General features: G+C 37.4%; 8 protein-coding genes and 1 riboswitch. Of the genes, 1 reads left to right on the plus strand and 7 read right to left on the minus strand.

All coding sequences use genetic code 11. The annotated features are described in order from the left end of the window. Positions 1-111 precede the first annotated feature (111 nt). Positions 112-927: a hypothetical protein gene (locus M902_RS06250; protein WP_021267116.1), complete on the plus strand. Its 816-nt coding sequence runs from the start codon at positions 112-114 to the stop codon at positions 925-927. Here M902_RS06250 and M902_RS06255 read toward each other — a convergent pair. From M902_RS06255 to M902_RS06285, 7 genes are all read right to left on the minus strand, one after another. Next, on the minus strand, positions 924-2972 hold the full coding sequence (locus tag M902_RS06255; RefSeq protein ID WP_021267028.1) for a TonB-dependent receptor: 2049 nt from the start codon (positions 2970-2972) through the stop codon (positions 924-926). The two genes, M902_RS06250 and M902_RS06255, sit on opposite strands and share 4 nt — an antisense overlap. Beyond that, positions 2963-3076: riboswitch (TPP riboswitch) on the minus strand. It overlaps the preceding gene by 10 nt. 73 nt (positions 3077-3149) lie before the next feature. Beyond that, positions 3150-3509, minus strand: a complete 360-nt coding sequence (locus tag M902_RS06260) for a hypothetical protein (RefSeq protein WP_021267067.1) — start codon at positions 3507-3509, stop codon at positions 3150-3152. A 97-nt stretch (positions 3510-3606) separates the two neighbouring features. After that, entirely contained in the window at positions 3607-4467 is an 861-nt protein-coding gene (locus M902_RS06265; protein ID WP_021266844.1) for a hypothetical protein, read from the minus strand. Between the two features lie 65 nt (positions 4468-4532). Continuing rightward, entirely contained in the window at positions 4533-5210 is a 678-nt protein-coding gene (locus M902_RS06270; protein WP_021266908.1) for a hypothetical protein, read from the minus strand. Between the two features lie 17 nt (positions 5211-5227). Further along, positions 5228-6124 (minus strand): hypothetical protein, encoded by an 897-nt coding sequence (locus M902_RS06275; protein ID WP_021266700.1) that lies wholly within the window; start codon positions 6122-6124, stop codon positions 5228-5230. Between the two features lie 12 nt (positions 6125-6136). Continuing rightward, positions 6137-9100: a hypothetical protein gene (locus tag M902_RS06280; protein ID WP_021266758.1), complete on the minus strand. Its 2964-nt coding sequence runs from the start codon at positions 9098-9100 to the stop codon at positions 6137-6139. Positions 9101-9239: 139 nt separating this feature from the next. Beyond that, positions 9240-18695, minus strand: coding sequence for an Ig-like domain-containing protein (locus M902_RS06285; protein ID WP_021266812.1), 9456 nt, complete (start codon positions 18693-18695; stop codon positions 9240-9242). Positions 18696-18756 lie beyond the last annotated feature (61 nt).

Genomic DNA, 18756 nt, shown 5'->3' on the forward strand with positions numbered 1-18756 from the left:
TTTAAGCTAAGTATCCGAAATATGTATAAGTAATAGTCATTATTGAAGTATATTCAAAATATGACACTCTGTGCTTTTTAGATGTTAATCTGTGCACAAAGGAAGAATATTATGGGTAAATACTTTGCATTAATACTTATCAATTTGAATCTCTTTGCTTCGTTTGGAGGCTTAGGTGGCATGGGGGGATTTGGCCCTGATATCGATCATAATCCTACATATCGTCATCGTTCTCAAAACCAAAAGGTTGAAGTTGCAAAGTGTAGCATCAGTCGTGGAGACCAAAATTTCGACTTAAATAAAACAAATTACCAATTAGATGAACTATTCGCATTAGTATCGTCGACGAACAAGGGAAAGGAAGTTATCAATAAGATCAAAGCTCTTTTAGAAAGAGGCGAACTTAAGATTAGAAACCTTTCGCAATATGAAAGGCAGCGCCGAGGACTATCTCAAAGAACCTCAGCACTATATGATTTCACAATGGAAACTCCAACGATCTTTTTAGGTTTTGAAGATGAGCTAGGCCTTGTTGCGCACTTCTTTGTCCATGAGGCAACACATGCACTAGATGATCTAATTCCTCAAGAGTATGAAGTTGATATGATCTATTATAATACGTTTAAGGACTTTCAGCGATTATTTGGTCTGGATAGAGAACCAATGAAAGAGCTTACTTCATATGAAACTTCTAAGATGTATGAAATCTATGAATTAAAGGAAAGAAACCGCACCCAACACGCATATCGTGCCGAGCGCTTCGCTTTTGACCAACAGGGTATATTCACGAGTCAAGTTTTAGAAGCTAATGATTGCTACGAAGAATATATTTCACAACATCGAGAGAGAAATAAGCTTAAACTCTATCGTCATACTCCAGACGATCATATTTTTAATGCTTATGACATTAACAAAGACTATCTCTAAAACTCATAGCTTGCACTAATACCATAGCTACGTGGAGCTTCTTTTTGTGTGTAGAGCTCGTCTTGCCATGTTGGAGGCATATTGGCGAAGTAGTAGCCACGAAGTGAGTAAGTTTCATCAAAAACATTCTTGCACCAAATTGAGATGTCTAAAGATTTATAACGATAGCCAACTTTCGTATCGACTAATTGATAGGCCGTTGACTTTAAGTCGTGTGAGTTTGAAAAGTAAAAAACATCAGACGCATAGAAATTAATATCCCAATACATACCGTTCTTGTACTTGTAATTTAAGTTGAGGTTCACTTGATAATTTGGCGCATGAGGCATCTGTCTGCCATCGAGATCTCTTGTTCCTATATTATAGTCACCATACCTTGTCCCAAGAAGGCCTATTCCCGAAGTTACGCTTAGGCCATAGGTCTTTGTAAGGCTTGCTTCAATCTCTGTTCCATAGTTAAAACCACTTGCCGCATTATCTGTATAGAATGTAAATGAGCTTGGGTCCATTGGGTCATCTTGAAATGATGTTTTAACTTGTGCATTGTTACGATACATGAAAAATAGAGAACTACTTAGCGAGATCCCTTTTTCCTTTAAATGATATTTTTGACCAAACTCAAATGAGTAAAGATCCTCAGGTTTAAATTCTTTACGTGTATCAGGTACTGCTGATTGTGTATTTATTCCTCCAGGTTTATAACCCTTAGATAGTTTTAGGTAGGCGAGATCTCCAAGTAGACCTTTCTTAGATAGTGTAATATTTAGGCCATACATTAAGTCTTCTGGTGATAGGTTTGTTTCTGTTCCACTTTCTTGCGCTTCAAATTCGACATTACGATATTCAATACGACCACCGTAATTGATATCAATACTTTCACTTATTTCTTTTGTCTGCTCGGCATAGACTGATACTAGCTTAGTGTCGACTTCTCCATCTATACTTTTTCTTACCGCTGAATCTTCATATCCAATTTCTTTGAAATCTTCATTTGAGAACTTTAGATAAACACCGATAGTACTTCTTTTTGATGAGAAACGCTGATCAAGAGTAAAGTCTTCGCGCTTTCTTGGGAATTCAATATTATAGTCGTAGTCTGTATTCCATCCGGGAATAGTATTCCAGTAAGGGTTATTACCCCAGTCTTCATCATAGCTATAATAAGAATTATTTTTAAAGTGTGTTATAATCGTCGTACTTGTTAAGTTGGCATTTAGGTCTTTTTCCAACTTTAGGTATTGTCCAAGGGTTTCACTCTTATCCTTACCTGGTTTGTCTGAACGAGTTGTGAAGCTATTATCTTGTACAAAAGCGTCATATCCATTTGCTTTATCAAAATAGTGAAGTCCAAATGTAAGTGTTGAATCGATAAAGTCTTTAGCTAGACTTGCACGAATATTTAATTCATCTTGGCCATTTGTGTCGTTACGTTTGAGGTATTCATTTTCCATGAAGCCATCACTGTCTCTCTTTGATAGACTTAGTGTCAACCCTGTCGAATGATTAAGCATACCTGAGTAGCTAATACTCTCTTCCCATGTATTAAATGACTCATATGAAAGATACGTTTTAAATTTTGATTCCTGCGTCGGGTCTTGAGACTTTAGATGAATCATTCCTGCCATTGCACTTGGCCCAAAACGTGTAGCCTGAGGTCCTTTATATACTTCTAATTGCTTTATACCCTCTAGATTTGTTGTTCCTGAAACACCAGTGTAGTCAATTTCATCAACCATCAGTCCTACTGAGTAGTTTGATATTCCTTCGTATGCCGATCTTTCGCCAATTCCTCTGATTTGAAAGAAGTTTGAACGTGAGCTTCCACTTGCCATATTAAGGTTAGGAATGGACTTAAATAGTTCACTTAAATCAGTGGATTGTTCTTGTGAAAATTCTTTGGCCGTCTTTATCGATGTACTATTGGCGTCGCTATAATATTCTTTCTTTTCAAAGAGACCATAAATATAAATAGCATCGTGACTATTGGCCGATGTTGTTTGAGCAAATGTTAGTTGGGAAATAAATACTAATATTAGTATTTTCATCAGATTCTCCTTACGCCAGCATTACCTGGATCAAGTTTAAAAGGTTTGACGGCCTAATCCGTTCTTCTCAGCCACATTATGGTGTAGCTCCCTTGCGTGAATTTTCGTATTAATTACATTAATATACTAAAAAGGGCAAATAAAAAGGCCAGCTTAGCTGACCTTCTTATGTATATTTTAGAATTTAACTTTATAGTTTTTAACTTTCACAACACCTTTTTTCATTTTTGCTGCGATCACAAGCTTAACATCTGTAGCACCTTCACATTCATAACGTAGGTAAACATTAAATAAAGTTGCTGATGCTTTTTGTGGAAGAGCGATACATGCTGCTAGATAATCATCTTCAACCGTCTCAACGATTGCCTTAACTTCATCACTTGCCATAAGTTCTTCAACTGTTTCTACAAATACTCGTTGTGATTGTTCGATTGAATCATAGTCAGGCATACTCATTCCCGGAGGTAGTCCAATCGATATACCAGCTTGGGCGCTTACTGTTAGTAGACATACTAGAGATAAAAGTACTTTTTTCATATATTCCTCACTTTTATTTATGTTATTAAATTGGCTTATTAAATCCCATCTTACTTATGAAAATGCAAGAGAAGCTGTTCTTCTTTGAAATTATTTCTTACTTAAACTCTGTAATAATATCGAATATTTCAGTATAGCTAGATGATTCGATATCATCTGATATCGTTAGCTCAAAGAGTGACTCAATTGTGAAATTGATTGCAGAACAATAACTTTTTGCTGTGTTATTCTTTATTTTAAGATAGGCCAAACGAGAATTTAAAGGAGTTGGGTTATTCTCACATTCTATAGTGAATGAATCTCCACCGCTTTCTGTTGGTGCAACGGCAACCACTGAGTCTAGAATAGTATCACATGTTGGGTAGTAAATAGGGTTAATACTACGTGGTGCTAGCTTTACTAGCGCTTCATCGTTTGCACCAAAAACACCCTCAAGCTCGATATTCCAATTCTTTGATTCGGGATTATAGAGATCCTCTTCAGTCATAGAATAGTTGAAATTAGATTGGTTCTTCAATTGTAAATAGCGACTGTTTGCAGGATCTCCTGAACCGTTACTTATGATCCATTCGAAGTCATCGATACTAGTAAAGAATGGGATCTTTATTCTTATTTGTTTTAATGTTGTAGAATTACCTGAAAAGGTATGACGATACGTTTGCCAATACCATCGATTACCATCAACAGCATCATAGACTACTTGGTTTCTAACTCTTTGAACATGTCTTACACCATTTGATGTGATGCCTTTTATACTAAGTTCGCCACTTTGATTAGTTTTAAAGCTAATCTCAAGTGTCACTCCTGCTGGTACACTTGTATCTTCAATATCTAATATATAATTACGTGTGCTCCACGAAACACAAGAGTAGCGGCCTTCATAGACTTGCCAGGGATTGAGGTATAGTCCATCAAGGCCATTATCTGAATAGCTCTCACATTTAAAAGAGCCTCCCATATTACAGCTCCCTTGTATACTAACTGCTATAAGAAGTGTGAATGTGAGAGCTATTGTTTTAATCATTAATTACCATCAATACCTGTAAGAGCAACATTGATTTTTGCTGAGAAATTATCAGAACTTGCTTCATCACCAGCTTCAAGAGAGATAATACCTCTTACTGTCAGTGCCGTATCATCGCGAAGTGCAGAAAGAACTTTTGCATTTTCCACACCAGGGTTCTCTGCTCCTGAGTCATATACGTCTACTGCAACGGCCGTAATACTTTTCTTTGTATCTACCATGATTGAACCATTTGATAGGTTAGAACTTGTGTCTCCAAGTGTTTGTTGACCAAATAGGCTTGAACCTGCTGATACGAAGATCATTTTTTCAAGTGCAACTGTTACATCATTCGAAGTTGTGACTAATGACTTTGAGATCTTTAGTGTGTCGCCTTTGAAAAGTAGCATTTTTGATTTGATTTCAAACTTCACAAAACGAGTGTTTGATTCACCATTGAATGTACCAAGGCTAAGTGAAGCATCTTGAGAGTGTGAGCCAAAGCTTGTTGATGAAAGTGTCGCTTCACAGTCGTTAAGTGTTACATCTGCACCACAGTCAACTAATGCGATTGAAACAGTGCTTACTTTTGGTGAAAAAATACCTGAAAGTGTGATTGATCCATTCGCTGTAGAATCTGCTGCAAAAGTGCTAAAGCTAAGTGCTGAAGCAAGAGTTAAAAATTTAATTAATTTCATGTCTTCTCCTTAAAAAATTAATTTGTGTGTATCATTACGGACTTTAATCCTAATGGAAGGTTTTTGTGGTTTTGCCAATCGTTGTAGTCTATGCCATAAAGAGGAATGGCCGTAAGGTTTAAAACCCTAGGGAAGTCCTGATCTGGAAATTGCTGTTTAAATTGTTCTTTTAAATTTCTTATATGTGAATCTAAACTGATTTGTGAAAGAATTGTCTTACCACCTGGAAGGAGATAATTTCTAATATTTGCTTTGAAGAGGTACAGTTTATCATTATCCAGGACTCCGCGTGATTCAAAACCAGTCATTGGGTCGGTGTAGATCAAATTCATTGTGAAGAAAGTATAGGCATTACCTTTGTTTGCAACTGCATATAGAAGTTTCTTCTTGTTTTTATCAAATTTTAAAAATTTTAATTGCGGTGATACTTGGGTCTGTTTCGTCGAATAATAAATTTCTCCTACGATAAAAGACGTTGAACCGTTCATATAATCAATTTTGTATCCGGCCTGAAAGCTTCCTACACTTTGTTCTTTAGGAATATTGACTTGTAGTCCGTAGTGCCTTGTTTGTCCCGGTCCCAAGCTCTGTTCTATGGCAAAGCTTTCATTTCCTTTTTCATCTAATAATGACATGAAAGGAGACAATGAGTATTTTACTTCTTGTCCCTCTCTAGATGGTAGGTAGCTATAGCTTCCATCTCTGGATTGGATGAGTTCTGTCTTAATTATTGTATAGTGACAATTTTCTTCGGTTACATTTTTAACAACGATCTCACGCTTTTTATCTCCATCTTCAAGATAGTGTTTGATCGCAGGGTGTGATCTCTTACCATTGTCGTCTTTTTGTAAGACTAAACAAGCTGAAGTCGTTAGGTGTGCGCAAAGTAGTATAAGTGTTAAAAAATAGTTCATTATTTTATTCTTCTAGTTGTTGTAGTAGAGGCTTCTTGCCCTTTTAATATGTAATTTGTTACCGATTTCGTTTTCTAATTCAATTTCAATCGTGATCTCATTATTTTTACTTATCAGTGAAATAAGGTTTTTAAGCTCTAGGTTGATATCCCATAGTCCCGAATATAATTCTTCTATTTCAATATCAACTTGATAACCATCAAGTTTTACCGAAATATTAGAAAGTATATTATATTCAGTCTCTGTCGAATCGAGTGTTAGAAGCGCTCTAAAGTTAGGTGCACTAATAATGCTGTTGTCGAACTCTGTAATGATTAGATCCTGGATTGGGAGCGTATTCAAATCAATGATTTCAAAGCCAAATGCAACAGTTTGCATATTGTCTTTTGGAAGATTAACTATAACTTCCTTTTGAGTTTCTTTATAGATTGGTGATTTTGATATTGCTAATAATTTGTATTGGCCATTACTAAGACGTGAATAATTAATTGTATTTAAAGACTTACCACTTATAGGAATGATCTCATTATTTTCACCTATTAATTGATATGTGATATCTCCTATAAGAGTATCGAAATCTTTATCATAACGCCCATTCTTATTAATATCATTGTAAGAAAATGTGTTAATTGTAGATATCTCTTTAAGAGCAAAGTCGACGTAGACTGTTTGATTCTTTATAACCTTTGTTCCTTTGTAGTATTCAGATGACTCAAGTGAGTTGGCCGTAACCTGTCTTTCAATGAGGGAGATATGGTCAATATCTGGCTTAAGCTCATTAATAATATACTTACCGTCTTTGTCTGTCGTTGCGCTTCCTGTAACACTGTATATACTTAAGCCTTGAACTCCTTTCTCAAAGTCTTCGCAAGTACCATTTAGATTACTGTCTATACATATTCTACCGGCAATACTACCAGTTCTTTTTCCTCCGAAAGTGTCTTCAACCTTTCGTGGTGTTTTTGCACCGAAGCGATATTGAAAACGTATTCCAATTTGATAGTCAATATCATCATATTGATGATTATCTTCAGCTCTTGTGTAGACTTCAAAAGTATAGTTACTATCAGTTCCAGCACGGATTCCAGCTTCAATATAATCCAGATCTGTTTGCGTTTGAGTAACATAATCTCTTCTTTGGCCTTCGTTATGACCAATTCTTACATAGGCATTACCATTAAAGTAATTATTGTCGATATTGTAATCGATTCCAATGTCTGTTCGGGTACGATATGAATCATCACCATATGATTCGTATTCAACGTGTGATCTTATCGTAAATTTTGGTGCTTTATAGCTTAAGTCTACTGATATAAATGGTTCATTCGTATAATCTTGTAGATTACTGTCTGTATAATTCTTGCTGGCAACACCGGCCCTCATTGCCGCATATAATTGTTTATTTTGGTAAGCAAAGGTAATGAACTTTCTCTGTTCTTTTACACTTGAGCTAGTGTGATCTTGATAATTAACACTTGTAGAAAGACCGCCACCCATTGGAAAACTAACTCTTACTTGATTTGAGCTACGATGTTCTCTATTTTGTTCATTTGTTGCAAAAGTATCTCGATCTAATTCGTCATTTCGACTAAGCTCAATCAGTACTCCATCAAAGTCGTAAGAAAGAGATGCATTGTTGTAAATAACTTCTTGAAAACGATCCTTGCGATATCCAGATGAAATAGCGATAGGAAGATTCTTTCTCACCATATATCGAACTGCTGTACGATAGTCTTGAATGACTCCACGTTGAGGGTCATCTGAAACTGTTAGGGATGGTGCAAAGGAGAGTTTATCATTTATGTTGAAATTTCCACGATATCCAATTGAACCCGATGTTTCACCTGAATCTGAATTTTGATTAACGACAACAAATGTACGCTGCCCTGGTTTGGGATCATATTGTATCATGGCAGCAGTGTTAAATTCATCATTCTCATCTACACCCACAAGAGTTCCAACTTTTAAATTTGGAAGAATATCTCTTGTATATGCGACACCATCACGGGCCTCGTTACCAACATTTGTATCAACATCAAGATCGACGTTATTACCAGCACTAAAGCGCCAGCTGTCACCATCAAAGTGGAACGTTCCTCGTGCATCCTGTGCTTGTCCGTTAACCATATTGGCCTGTACGTAGCTTGATAAAGAAACGTAGTCTGATAGTGCGCCATTTGAGTTCAAAACAACAGAACTAAGGTTGGAGTCTCTACCTTCGACACTCATATAATCATTTGTGATGGTAAGTGTTGTATCAAGGTAATTCCCTTGACGGTCTTGATTATTTGCAGAGCTAACAAATTTAACCTGAAACTTCTTTTGAAATTTTGTGATTCCACCAACTTTGGCATTAACTTCAAACGCTGCATATGTCGAAGTACTATTTTTAAAATTAACTCTAACTGGAAGAAGCTTTACTTCGTTAGCTGCAATTGTAATAGGTGAGCTATTAACACTTACACTTACTTCTGGCGTTAGGTTTCTAATTGAAAAATTATAAACTTCGCTTGCATTACCTGTATTTTTAACTTTTAAGTTAAGTGTGTGGTTTTTCTTATTTGTTTCAATGTTTTGATCAGCATCAAAGAAGTCAAGGTCACGCTTCTTGGCCACTACAAAGCTTATGCTATTTTCAATCTTCTCCTGAGTTTCAATATTGGTGAAGGTAATCTTTAACTCATGAATTGTTCCAGCATCAACAAAGCTAGGTGTATAGGTATAGAACGTTAGGTAAGTCAGATCACCTGCAATTAGCTCAATACTATCTGGGCCTTCGGCACGCCACTGTTGGTTGCTTTCAATGGAGATCTTATAAGTAGTATCTATTGGAGATTTAACGGGCAGAACCTGAATCGCCACCTCTCCAGGTTGGACACTCTTGTCAGGAAGCATACTAATATCGAGATCACTACCGAAAATTAGTAGGTTAAAGAGGATTAAAAATAGGCAATATACTGGTTTAAAAGTCTTCATAATGCTCACATCTTAACTGAATAAGATGAAAATATTTGTTATTGAGCATTGTTTACTTCTATGTTTATTGTTTGTACATGATATAAATCAGTGTTTTACAGAGCAATCTTCTAAATAACCTTAAACCTCCTTCTTTATGTTAGAGAAAATATTCAGCTACTCCATAGAGCCCATTTTGTTCAAATGGGAAAATGATAGAGTCATTTGTCGGGTTGTAATCGAATTGAACGCCACGACATGAGAGCTGAGGCATTGCCCATGTTAGTGCTCCTAGATCAGTATTTGTATCAATATTGTGGCCATAGAGACGACTTCCATAACAGTAGTAAAGGTACTGAGTTCCACCACGTCTCGCGTAGACAAAGCCATCGTCAATATTTCTTGCCGTATAAGCGATTTGTTCAACGTTGCCGTCTTTGAATGCAATAACTCTTCGTTGGGCACCACGATACATTTTGGCAGTAATATACTTAGCATCGACACTATCGTAGAAGATATTTCTGTAATTATCCCAATACTCATACTCACATGTGCTTCCCGAAGTAGGTGCTGTCCTAAGTGCCGTACAACTTTCGTTTACATCGTTGTACCCTAGAACACCCCAGATATGCTCTTGTCTATAACTGTCAGCAGAATCGTAGGCCTTAAGCATGAAGTCTTCGTATCTAAGGTCTGTTGAGTTATGTTTCATTCTACTTAAGAATAACTTTCCATTAGCAAAACCAAGAGGTAATGCTCTGTTATTACTTCCGGCTACGTCTATATCACTTCCGGTTTTACCATCTGATGTTGGATCGTAGTAGCTGGTACCACTAGTGTTACTGAAGACATCTTCCCACATACCAGTTGCTCGATTAAGCATGGCAAAACGGCCGTAGTGCCATTCTACACGGTCCATATAGATATTCCCCGTTGCGCGGTCAACAACTGTCCAGTATGGGTTTCTTACAGGTTGTGTATTAGCAGCTGCAGATGTCGATGCTGTTGCAACGGTACCATTACCAGCTAAAATATTGATATTTCCTTCAATTGTGAATTCTTTTAGGTAGTACGACGATGTGTCATTAACAACAACTTTTCCGTTATCTAGCCTCGTAACACGGCTAATATTACTAAAACGTGCATTAACAGCGTTGACGTTATCTCCATAAGATTGACTTTGACCAAAAATTGTAACAACTTTACCTTCTTCATCAAGAGTTCTAATTCTACCACGGTCGTTAAAATATACCTTTCCATTCTTATCGACAAAGACCGAGTAGATATCCATATTACAGGCCGTCGCTAATGTCCCATCTGCACATTCACCTAGAGTTCCCGAACCTAGGATTCTCGTATATGTTCCATCAAAATTATTTCGATTCATATAACTTCTAGCAACTGTTACATATGATTTACCATCCATTCCTGTGTAGTTATAGTAGTGATACCAACGGTAACTATTATCAAATGGTGTAATGGCCTGACCTGTCGTCGGATCAAAGTAGACCCTTGCGTATGTATATGTAGATGTCGAGCCATACATATCACAACCGGCAAAGTTTTGGTGATGATAGGCATAACCAGTAATACCTTCAATTTGAGATGTTGTTTGATTAAATTTTATACCAGTATAACCAATACGGCACTTAGAAAGATCTTGAGTAGACTGCCAACCGTCTCCCGTTCCACCTAGGTAGAATGATTCAACCTGTCCTGTTGCTGCTTTGTAGATTCGTACTTTAAATCCACCATCTGTTTCAATGCTCTCAGATCTTTCTGCATTAAACCAAAGGTCACCATTTGGAAGTGGGGTAAAAAGAACTGCATTTGTTCTATAATCCGAGCTAGATAAATTTCTCATTTGAAGATCAAGTGGGTTTGCTACAGTGTCAGCAGTACTTGAACCACCTCCGATAATCGTTTCAATTGTTGGGTTTTCAAGGTTTAAATCTACTCTTCTAATTCTATTGTAATCAAGAATTAAGAGTCGCCCTTGATAGTCAAGAGTGATCTTCATTGGATAACGGAGAGTTGCGCTCTCTGCAGGACCTCCATCACCAGTTGATGTTCCTGTTTTAGCAATAAAGAGTTTCTGCTTACCATCAGCTGGATCAACTGTAATTATCCCTCTTTTATAGTCGGCAAAATAAATATTACCATCTTCTGTAAAAACGAGAGTGTTTATATCTGAAGAATCTCCTACACGCTTATTAAAAAATAGGGCAGACCTTGCATCTCCACCAAGACCAGCTTCCGTATTACCTGCAATAATCTTAATACGATCAGCATTTATTGGTGTCGATGTAAGCTGTGTGCTCACTCCTGATAAATTCGTTACTTTTACTCTAATTTTGTATGCTGTTGCTAGAGGAGAACCACCTGTCCATTTAAAACAACCTTCATTAGCGGCCAGAGTAATTCCTGGACAACCGTGATTTGTATGAGGAGCTATTCCTTGTGCACCCGCAATGGCCGTAAACGTCTGTTCGTCTTGGGTGTAGTAGACATTAATTGCCGTTGCAGGTAATCCTACGCTATCGTCTACTTTCCAACGAATATATAAGTCCGTTCCAGTTGGTACAGCTGAATCAGCTCTTGTTGGAGGAATTGAGGAAGTATCATTATTAGCGGCAGCAACGTCCCAAATAGTAGGAGGGGATGCTTTGTCATAATTTATTTGATCATAGTCAGTGTCTAGAACCTGACTATTCGAAGAAATATTTCCAGCTTCATCTTTTACCCATGCATAGACGTGATAGAGGGCCGGCTCCCAGCCAAGGAGATAAGAGTAATTTGTTACAGTAATATTTTGCGCCGGAGTTATCCCAATTGATGTTGAATTAACAGCAATCCAACATGAATCATCAATGGCCGGCTGAACTGTGTTATTTGATTGAAGGCAAATATGTGTCAAGTATACATTCGCATTTTGAGAACTGGCCGTTAAAGAATATGGGACAAAATTCGTTGGAGATGGGTCTGTATTTCCTGCTGAAATTGAGTTTACAACAGGAAGTCCTGTCTCTCTATACCAGTACCCTGAAACTGTCGACGTATTTGATGCTCCATTTGTTTGTGCGAAATTATAGGTATTGTTAACGTCTGATGCTGTTGTGGCCGTTGTCCAAGACCACACGCCAGAAGAACAAGTCGTTGTTGTCGTTTGTGCGCCAGTTATATTAATAGTTAGGCCGTCTTCACATGTTCCTGTAAACGTTGCAGTTGTACCATTATTCTTGATTGAACTTAGATCGATAGCAAGAGCAGGGAAGTTAGAGTCTCTTGTCCAAGTATAGGTTAAGGCCGAAGTGTTACCCGCCGAGTCTGATTGCGTAAATGTAAAAGCTCTTGTCGCATCTGTTGTATAATTGGCGGATGTCCATGTCCAAGAAGAAGCTGAACAAGTAATCGTGTCTGTTTCAGTTCCAGAGATTGTAATTACATTTGTTCCTTCACATGTACCTGTTATTGTAAAACTATCTCTTAATAATGTTTCAGACTTGTTTTCTCCAATTTCAATCTGAATTGGAGATGTTGCATTGAACGGCGGTGGAGTTGCATCTCGTTGCCAAGAAAGAGATAGAGCAGGAGAAGATGTATTTCCAGCAGCATCTGTTTGTACTAAGTTATAAACAAATGTTCCATCTGTCGTCTTTGGAGAAGGTGTCCAGCTCCATGTTCCTGATGAACAGTTAAATGAAGTTGTCTCATCACCTGTTACATAAATGGTATATGTTCCTTCACAAGTACCTGACCACGCATTTGGTGTGTTGGCATTTGTGAAGTCAGGAGAGATACCTGCTGTCTTTGTTAGGATAGGTGCCACTTCATCTCGAATAAATGTTCTCGTAACTGATGTTGAGTTTCCAGCAGCATCAACTTGATTTATCGTGATATCTTTCGCTCCATCATTGTCTGAGAAATTTACCGTCTGTGAGAATGTTCCACCAGAGCATGCAATAGAGAAGTCGGCCTGAATATCACCTGAGATATTAATATTAATACCACTTTCACAATTACCATTAATTGTTGTACTTGAAAGATGATAAGAGTTATTGGCCGGTGATGTATAGCTTAAGGCCGGCGCAATTGAATCTATTTCAAATACACTTGATTCAACTGATGCAGAGTTACCTGCAAGGTCTGTAAATGAAACTCTAAATTTAGCATTAGTCGTATTAATTGATGGTACAGTCCATGATCTTGAAAAGGCCTGTGAACTAATTGGGCCGTTAATTGCCGTAGTTGTACCTACTGAAGACCAGCTACTTCCATTATAAATGTCTACTTGGAAATTTTGAGATGAAGATGTACTTGCATCAGTTGCAGTCCATGCCAGATTAATATTATTCCCACCTTTTTGAATTGTTGGTGTTGTCAGTGATAGACTTGGATTAATTGTATCGTAATAGACATTGATATCACTTGAAGTTGTCGAGATATTTCCATGTGGGTCTTTTGACCATGCCTTAAGAGTGTGTAGGCCCTGAGTGGTACTTGAAAGTGTATAAGTTGTTGCATTTGCTATTGTCGAACATGCTACCCAAGAATCGCCGGCCGCAGGCTGAGTTCCCTCATTAATAATTACTGAGGTGATATCGCTACAGCTACTAATAGTCATCGTATTTGCTGTAGACGTTGTGTACGTTGCGGATGTAAGTGCAATCATTGGAGGAGCTGAAGGAGTTTTGTCAGTGACTGTGATTGTTACTGTCTCAACAGAAGCTGCATCAACAGTTCCATCATTTGCGATAAAAGTGAACGTTTCTGTTCCATGGAAGTTAACATTACTTGTATAAGTACAAGTTAAATCAGTTCCATAACTACCTGTCGTGATACAATTTGAAAGTGTTCCATTAGTTGGTGCCGTTACAATCTTATAAGTTAGAGTATCACCGTCAACATCACTTGCATTACTAAGAGTAATTGCTAGGGCCGTGTTATCGTCAGTTGAATATACCTGATCTGCTGCCATTACTGGTGCATCATTAATAGAGTTTACAATAATAGTAACAGTTGAGACTGTTGAGTCTGCAGCACCGTCATTTACTCGATATGTGAATGAAGTCGTTCCGTTATAATTTGGAACAGGAGTGTATGTACACGAGCGAGATGTTCCACCTGAACAATTTAGCGTCCCTGTTGCTGGGTCAGTAAGTTTAACATAATAAAGAGTGTCACCATCAATGTCAGCACCAGAATTTAAATCGAAATTTAGAGGTGTATCTTCATCTGTTGAAACAGTTTGAGTCGCTGCAAGAGTTGGAGCGTCATTAACTGCATTAATTGTAATATTAACAGTTGAAATTGACGCTGAATCTAGTAGTCCATCGTTTGCAATGTATGTGAATGAGTCTGTACCATTAAAATTTACACCTGGCGTATAAGTACAAGTGATATCTGTCCCATATGTTCCAGTTGTAATACAATCAGTTAGAGTACCATTGGTTGGTAGACTAATGACCTTGTAACTAATCGTTTGCGCTGGTACATCCACGTCAGTTGCACCATTAAGGGAGAAACTAAGTACAGTGTCTTCATTCGTCACTTCATTTTGATCGGCAACCATAACTGGTGCATCATTGATAGCGTTGACGCTAATACTGACAGTTACTGTATTTGAATCCTGTGTTCCATCATTTGCCTTGTAAGTAAATGAGTCACTTCCTTCAAAGTTAAGATTTGGTGTATAAGTACAGGCCGTAGAAGTTCCACCTGTACATGATAAATTACCATTTGCAGGGTTTGAAACAACGATATAAGAAAGAGTATCATTTTCAATATCGCTCGCTGCTGTTAAATTGAAGTTATGAGCAGTGTCTTCGTTTGTTGAAAATGACCAGTCTCCCGCTAGGGTCGGTGCATCGTTTACACTATTTACTGTTAGAGAAACTGTTGCATTTGTAACGGCAACACCAACACTGTCAGTTGCAGTATATGTAAATGAGTCACTACCATAGTAATTTGCATTAGGAGTATAAGTACATGAGATATCTGTCCCATAGCTTGCTGTTGTAATACAATTAGAGAGCGTACCATTTGATGGCGCTGTGATAACTTTGTAGCTCAACGTTTGTGCCGGTACGTCAACATCTGTCGCACCATTAAGAGTGAAGTTTAGCGCTGTATCTTCATTTGTTGAATGAGCTTGGTCCGCTGCCATAACAGGAACGTCATTAACTGAGTTAACAGTAATTGTTACGGTTGCTGTATTTGAGTCAAGTGCCCCGTCATTTACTTTGTAAGTAAAAGTTGTCGTGCCGTTAAAATTTAAATCTGGTGTAAAGGTACATGCTGTCGATGGGCCTCCTGTACAGCTAAGGTTTCCATTTGCTGGAGTTGAAATGATAATATAAGAGAGAGTATCACCTTCAATATCTGATCCGGCAGTTAAGTTAAAGTTTAAAGCTGTGTCTTCGTTTGTAGATACACTTTGCGTGGCCGCAAGAGTTGGAGCATCGTTAACAGGAGTGATTGTGATTGATACTGTTGAGTCAGTTGCTGAATCAGTTAGCGTATCATTTGCTCTATATGTGAACGAATCACTTCCATTAAAATTCACCCCAGGTGTATAGTCACATGTAATATCTGTTGAATAAGTAGATGTGTTAATACAATTAGATAGAGTACCATTTGTAGGAGATGTAATCAGTTTGTATTGGATAGTTTGCGCCGGAATATCAACATCTGTTGCACCAGAAAGTGTGAAACTTAATGTATTATCTTCAGCAACAGTCTCGGTCTGATTTCCGGCCATTACAGGAGCATCATTTGCTGAAGTAATATTAACTGTAACTGTTGCAATTGCTGAGTCTAATTGGCCATCATTTACTTTGTAGGTAAATGAAGTTGTTCCATTATCATTAAGATCAGGTGTATATGTACAATCTCTTGAAGTGCCACCCGTACAAGTTAAGGTTCCTTTTGCAGGACTTGATACGATTAAATAAGAAAGTGTGTCGCCTTCAATATCTGCACCTGCATTAAGTGTGAAGTTAAGAGCTGTATCCTCATTCGTACTTACAGTTTGAGTCAGGGCAAGAGTTGGAGCATCATTAACTGCAGTAATCGTTAGGGTAACTGTTGCAATTGTAACAGCATCAGTAACTGTATCGTTTGCAATATAAGTAAATGAGTCTGATCCGTTGTAATTAGCATTTGGCGTATACGTACAGTCTCTATCATTGATATAAGTAGAAGTTGTAATACAATTTGTTAGTGTACCATTCGAAGGTCCCGATACTAGTTTGTACGAAATTGTTTGAGCAGGAAGATCCACGTCAGTTGCAGCATTTAACGTAAAATTAAGAGCTGTATCTTCATTAGTTGTCTCTGACTGATTTGCCCCCATAACTGGTGCATCATTAACTGTGTTTACAGTAATTGTCACAGTAGCAGTTGTTGAATCTAGCTCTCCATCATCAACTTTATATGTGAATGTATCTGTTCCAAAAAAGTTTAAGTTTGGTACATAATTACAGGCCGTTGATGTTCCTTGTGTACAAGATAGAACACCATTGGTCGTTGTAGTAAGAATTGTATAATTTAGGGTTGTACCTTCGATATCACTACCAGCATTAAGATTGAAGCTAAGTGATGTGTCTTCATTTGTTGACTCTGCTTGAGTAGCCGCAAGTGTTGGGACATCGTTAACTGGAGTAATTGAAAGAGATACAGTTGCAACGCCTGAAGAATCTAATGATCCATCATTTGCTATATAAGTAAAGCTATCGCTTCCATAAAAATTTGCGTTTGGAGTGTAGTCACAAGTCAGATCATTTCCATATGTAGCTGTTGTAATACAGTTTGAAAGTGATCCGTTACTAGGTGAACTTATAATTTTATATGTAAGTGATGCTTGAGCATTATCAACATCTGTTGCTTGATTAAGAGTGATTGCAAGTGTGTTGTCTTCGGCAGTTGTCAGGTTCTGATCGGCACCAATTACTGGCCTATCATTAACATTTGTAACATTTAAAGTAACTGTAGCTTCTGTTGAATCAAGTTCGCCGTCATTTACTTTGTAATTGAAAGAATCAATACCTACGAAGTCAGCATTTGGTGTATAGGTACAGTCATTTGTTGTGCCTACACAAGTTAATGTACCATTTGTTGGTAGGGAAGTTATTATATAAGAAAGACTTTGAGAGTCTACATCATTACCTGACGTCAAGAAGAAGTTATGTACTGTATCTTCTGTTACATTTACACTTTGTGACGCTGTCAGGGTAGGTGCATCGTTAATTTGTTCAATCTCTAGTGTATATGAAAACTCATGATGTACTAGGTCTGTGTTGACATTTGCATCGCTATCATTCTTTTTACCAACTCTAAGAATAATTTCAACACTAGAAGCTGTATCTGCTGGAGGAGTATAGTTCCATGTGCCAGCATTTGAAACAGTTGTTCCATCAAGAATCCATTGATAAGCAACTGGATAAGATGAATCCCAGTGAACAGCACTTACTTCGAATTCACTTTGATCCCCTTCTTTTAATGAAGTTGGAGTCTCAAGTGTTTTCATCTTTGGAGCAGCGTCTTTTAGAATCGCCGCTGTTTCACCTTGAGTTATTTCACTAAAGTAAACACCTGCATCAGCATTATTTTCTAGTTCAGTATAGATGAGATCATAATCAATTGTTTGATTATCAATATTGGCATGTATTAATGATTCTGTTTGATCAAGATAGTTTGCAAGCTCTCTTGTTGGAGTGTATTCAATATCTGTATTTGTTATCTTTGCAAGAAGAGTTGAAACAGGAGTAATATCTTGTGGTTTAAAGTAACTCGTAACAACCTTCTCTAGTTCGTCGCTACAGCCCGTTACCTTTACCTTGTAACGTGCAGGTGCAGTTAGATCTAGTGCTAGCTTCTTTGCATCAAACTTAAAATATGTCGAAGTGTTAATCCCTTCAAATGTAATTGGGTTATCTTCTAGAACTGTCATCGACACTAGATCAAAGAGTTCAACTTTCGGGTCAGTACATGTCGTCGCTGCGTAGGCATTACTAATTAAAAAACTATTATTTGTTTCAGTTATTAGTCCTGATAGAGGAGGAATACGACCCTCGATGGAAGGTATTTCAATGACAATATTATTAGGGCCATTATTTTGTTGGCCACTTGTTGTATCATCATTTTCCTCTTCTTCATCCTTAGGTGGTTTTGGAAGAGAGTAAACAATTTGTTTTTGATCTTTTTCTTTGGCCTCAACTTTCTTATTGTCTTTTGTTGCAGTAGTTCTTTCAAATGTATTTTTTAAGTCATATGGCCTAGAGTGATTTAGATCATTTAAGAAGACTTGCGTTGAATTCTTCTTTTTATTTGCAGCATATTTTGAGCTTTTGCGTTTAGCTTTCTTATTACTTGGCGCAACAGTTTCTTCACTATGTTCTCGTGCTACCGAAGATGGCGCTCTTTTACTAATCGTTGATGTCGTTGAGTTTAGTTTTGCTTTAACCTTAGGCTTAACAAGTTCATATTCGATACCAACTTCTTTCGCTAAATAACTATAAGTATTAGACTTCGTTGCATTATTACCAACAAAGAAGACATAGCTAAAGCTAAATAATGTTGCCAGGAATAGTCCGACGTATAGTATTGATTTTTTCAAGATCCCTCACAGGTCATATTTTTTCACTTCGGGTAAAGAAAATTTATTCTTAAATATTTTC

It is taken from the genome of Bacteriovorax sp. BAL6_X (genome assembly GCF_000443995.1).
GTDB lineage: Bacteria > Bdellovibrionota > Bacteriovoracia > Bacteriovoracales > Bacteriovoracaceae > Halobacteriovorax_A.

Bases quoted from the DNA above. Each gene is read 5' to 3' on its own strand.
- M902_RS06250 (WP_021267116.1), top strand. From the start codon at position 112: ATGGGTAAATACTTTGCATTAATACTTATCAATTTGAATCTCTTTGCT.
- M902_RS06255 (WP_021267028.1), bottom strand. From the start codon at position 2,972: ATGAAAATACTAATATTAGTATTTATTTCCCAACTAACATTTGCTCAA.
- M902_RS06260 (WP_021267067.1), bottom strand. From the start codon at position 3,509: ATGAAAAAAGTACTTTTATCTCTAGTATGTCTACTAACAGTAAGCGCC.
- M902_RS06265 (WP_021266844.1), bottom strand. From the start codon at position 4,467: ATGGGAGGCTCTTTTAAATGTGAGAGCTATTCAGATAATGGCCTTGAT.
- M902_RS06270 (WP_021266908.1), bottom strand. From the start codon at position 5,210: ATGAAATTAATTAAATTTTTAACTCTTGCTTCAGCACTTAGCTTTAGC.
- M902_RS06275 (WP_021266700.1), bottom strand. From the start codon at position 6,124: ATGAACTATTTTTTAACACTTATACTACTTTGCGCACACCTAACGACT.
- M902_RS06280 (WP_021266758.1), bottom strand. From the start codon at position 9,100: ATGAAGACTTTTAAACCAGTATATTGCCTATTTTTAATCCTCTTTAAC.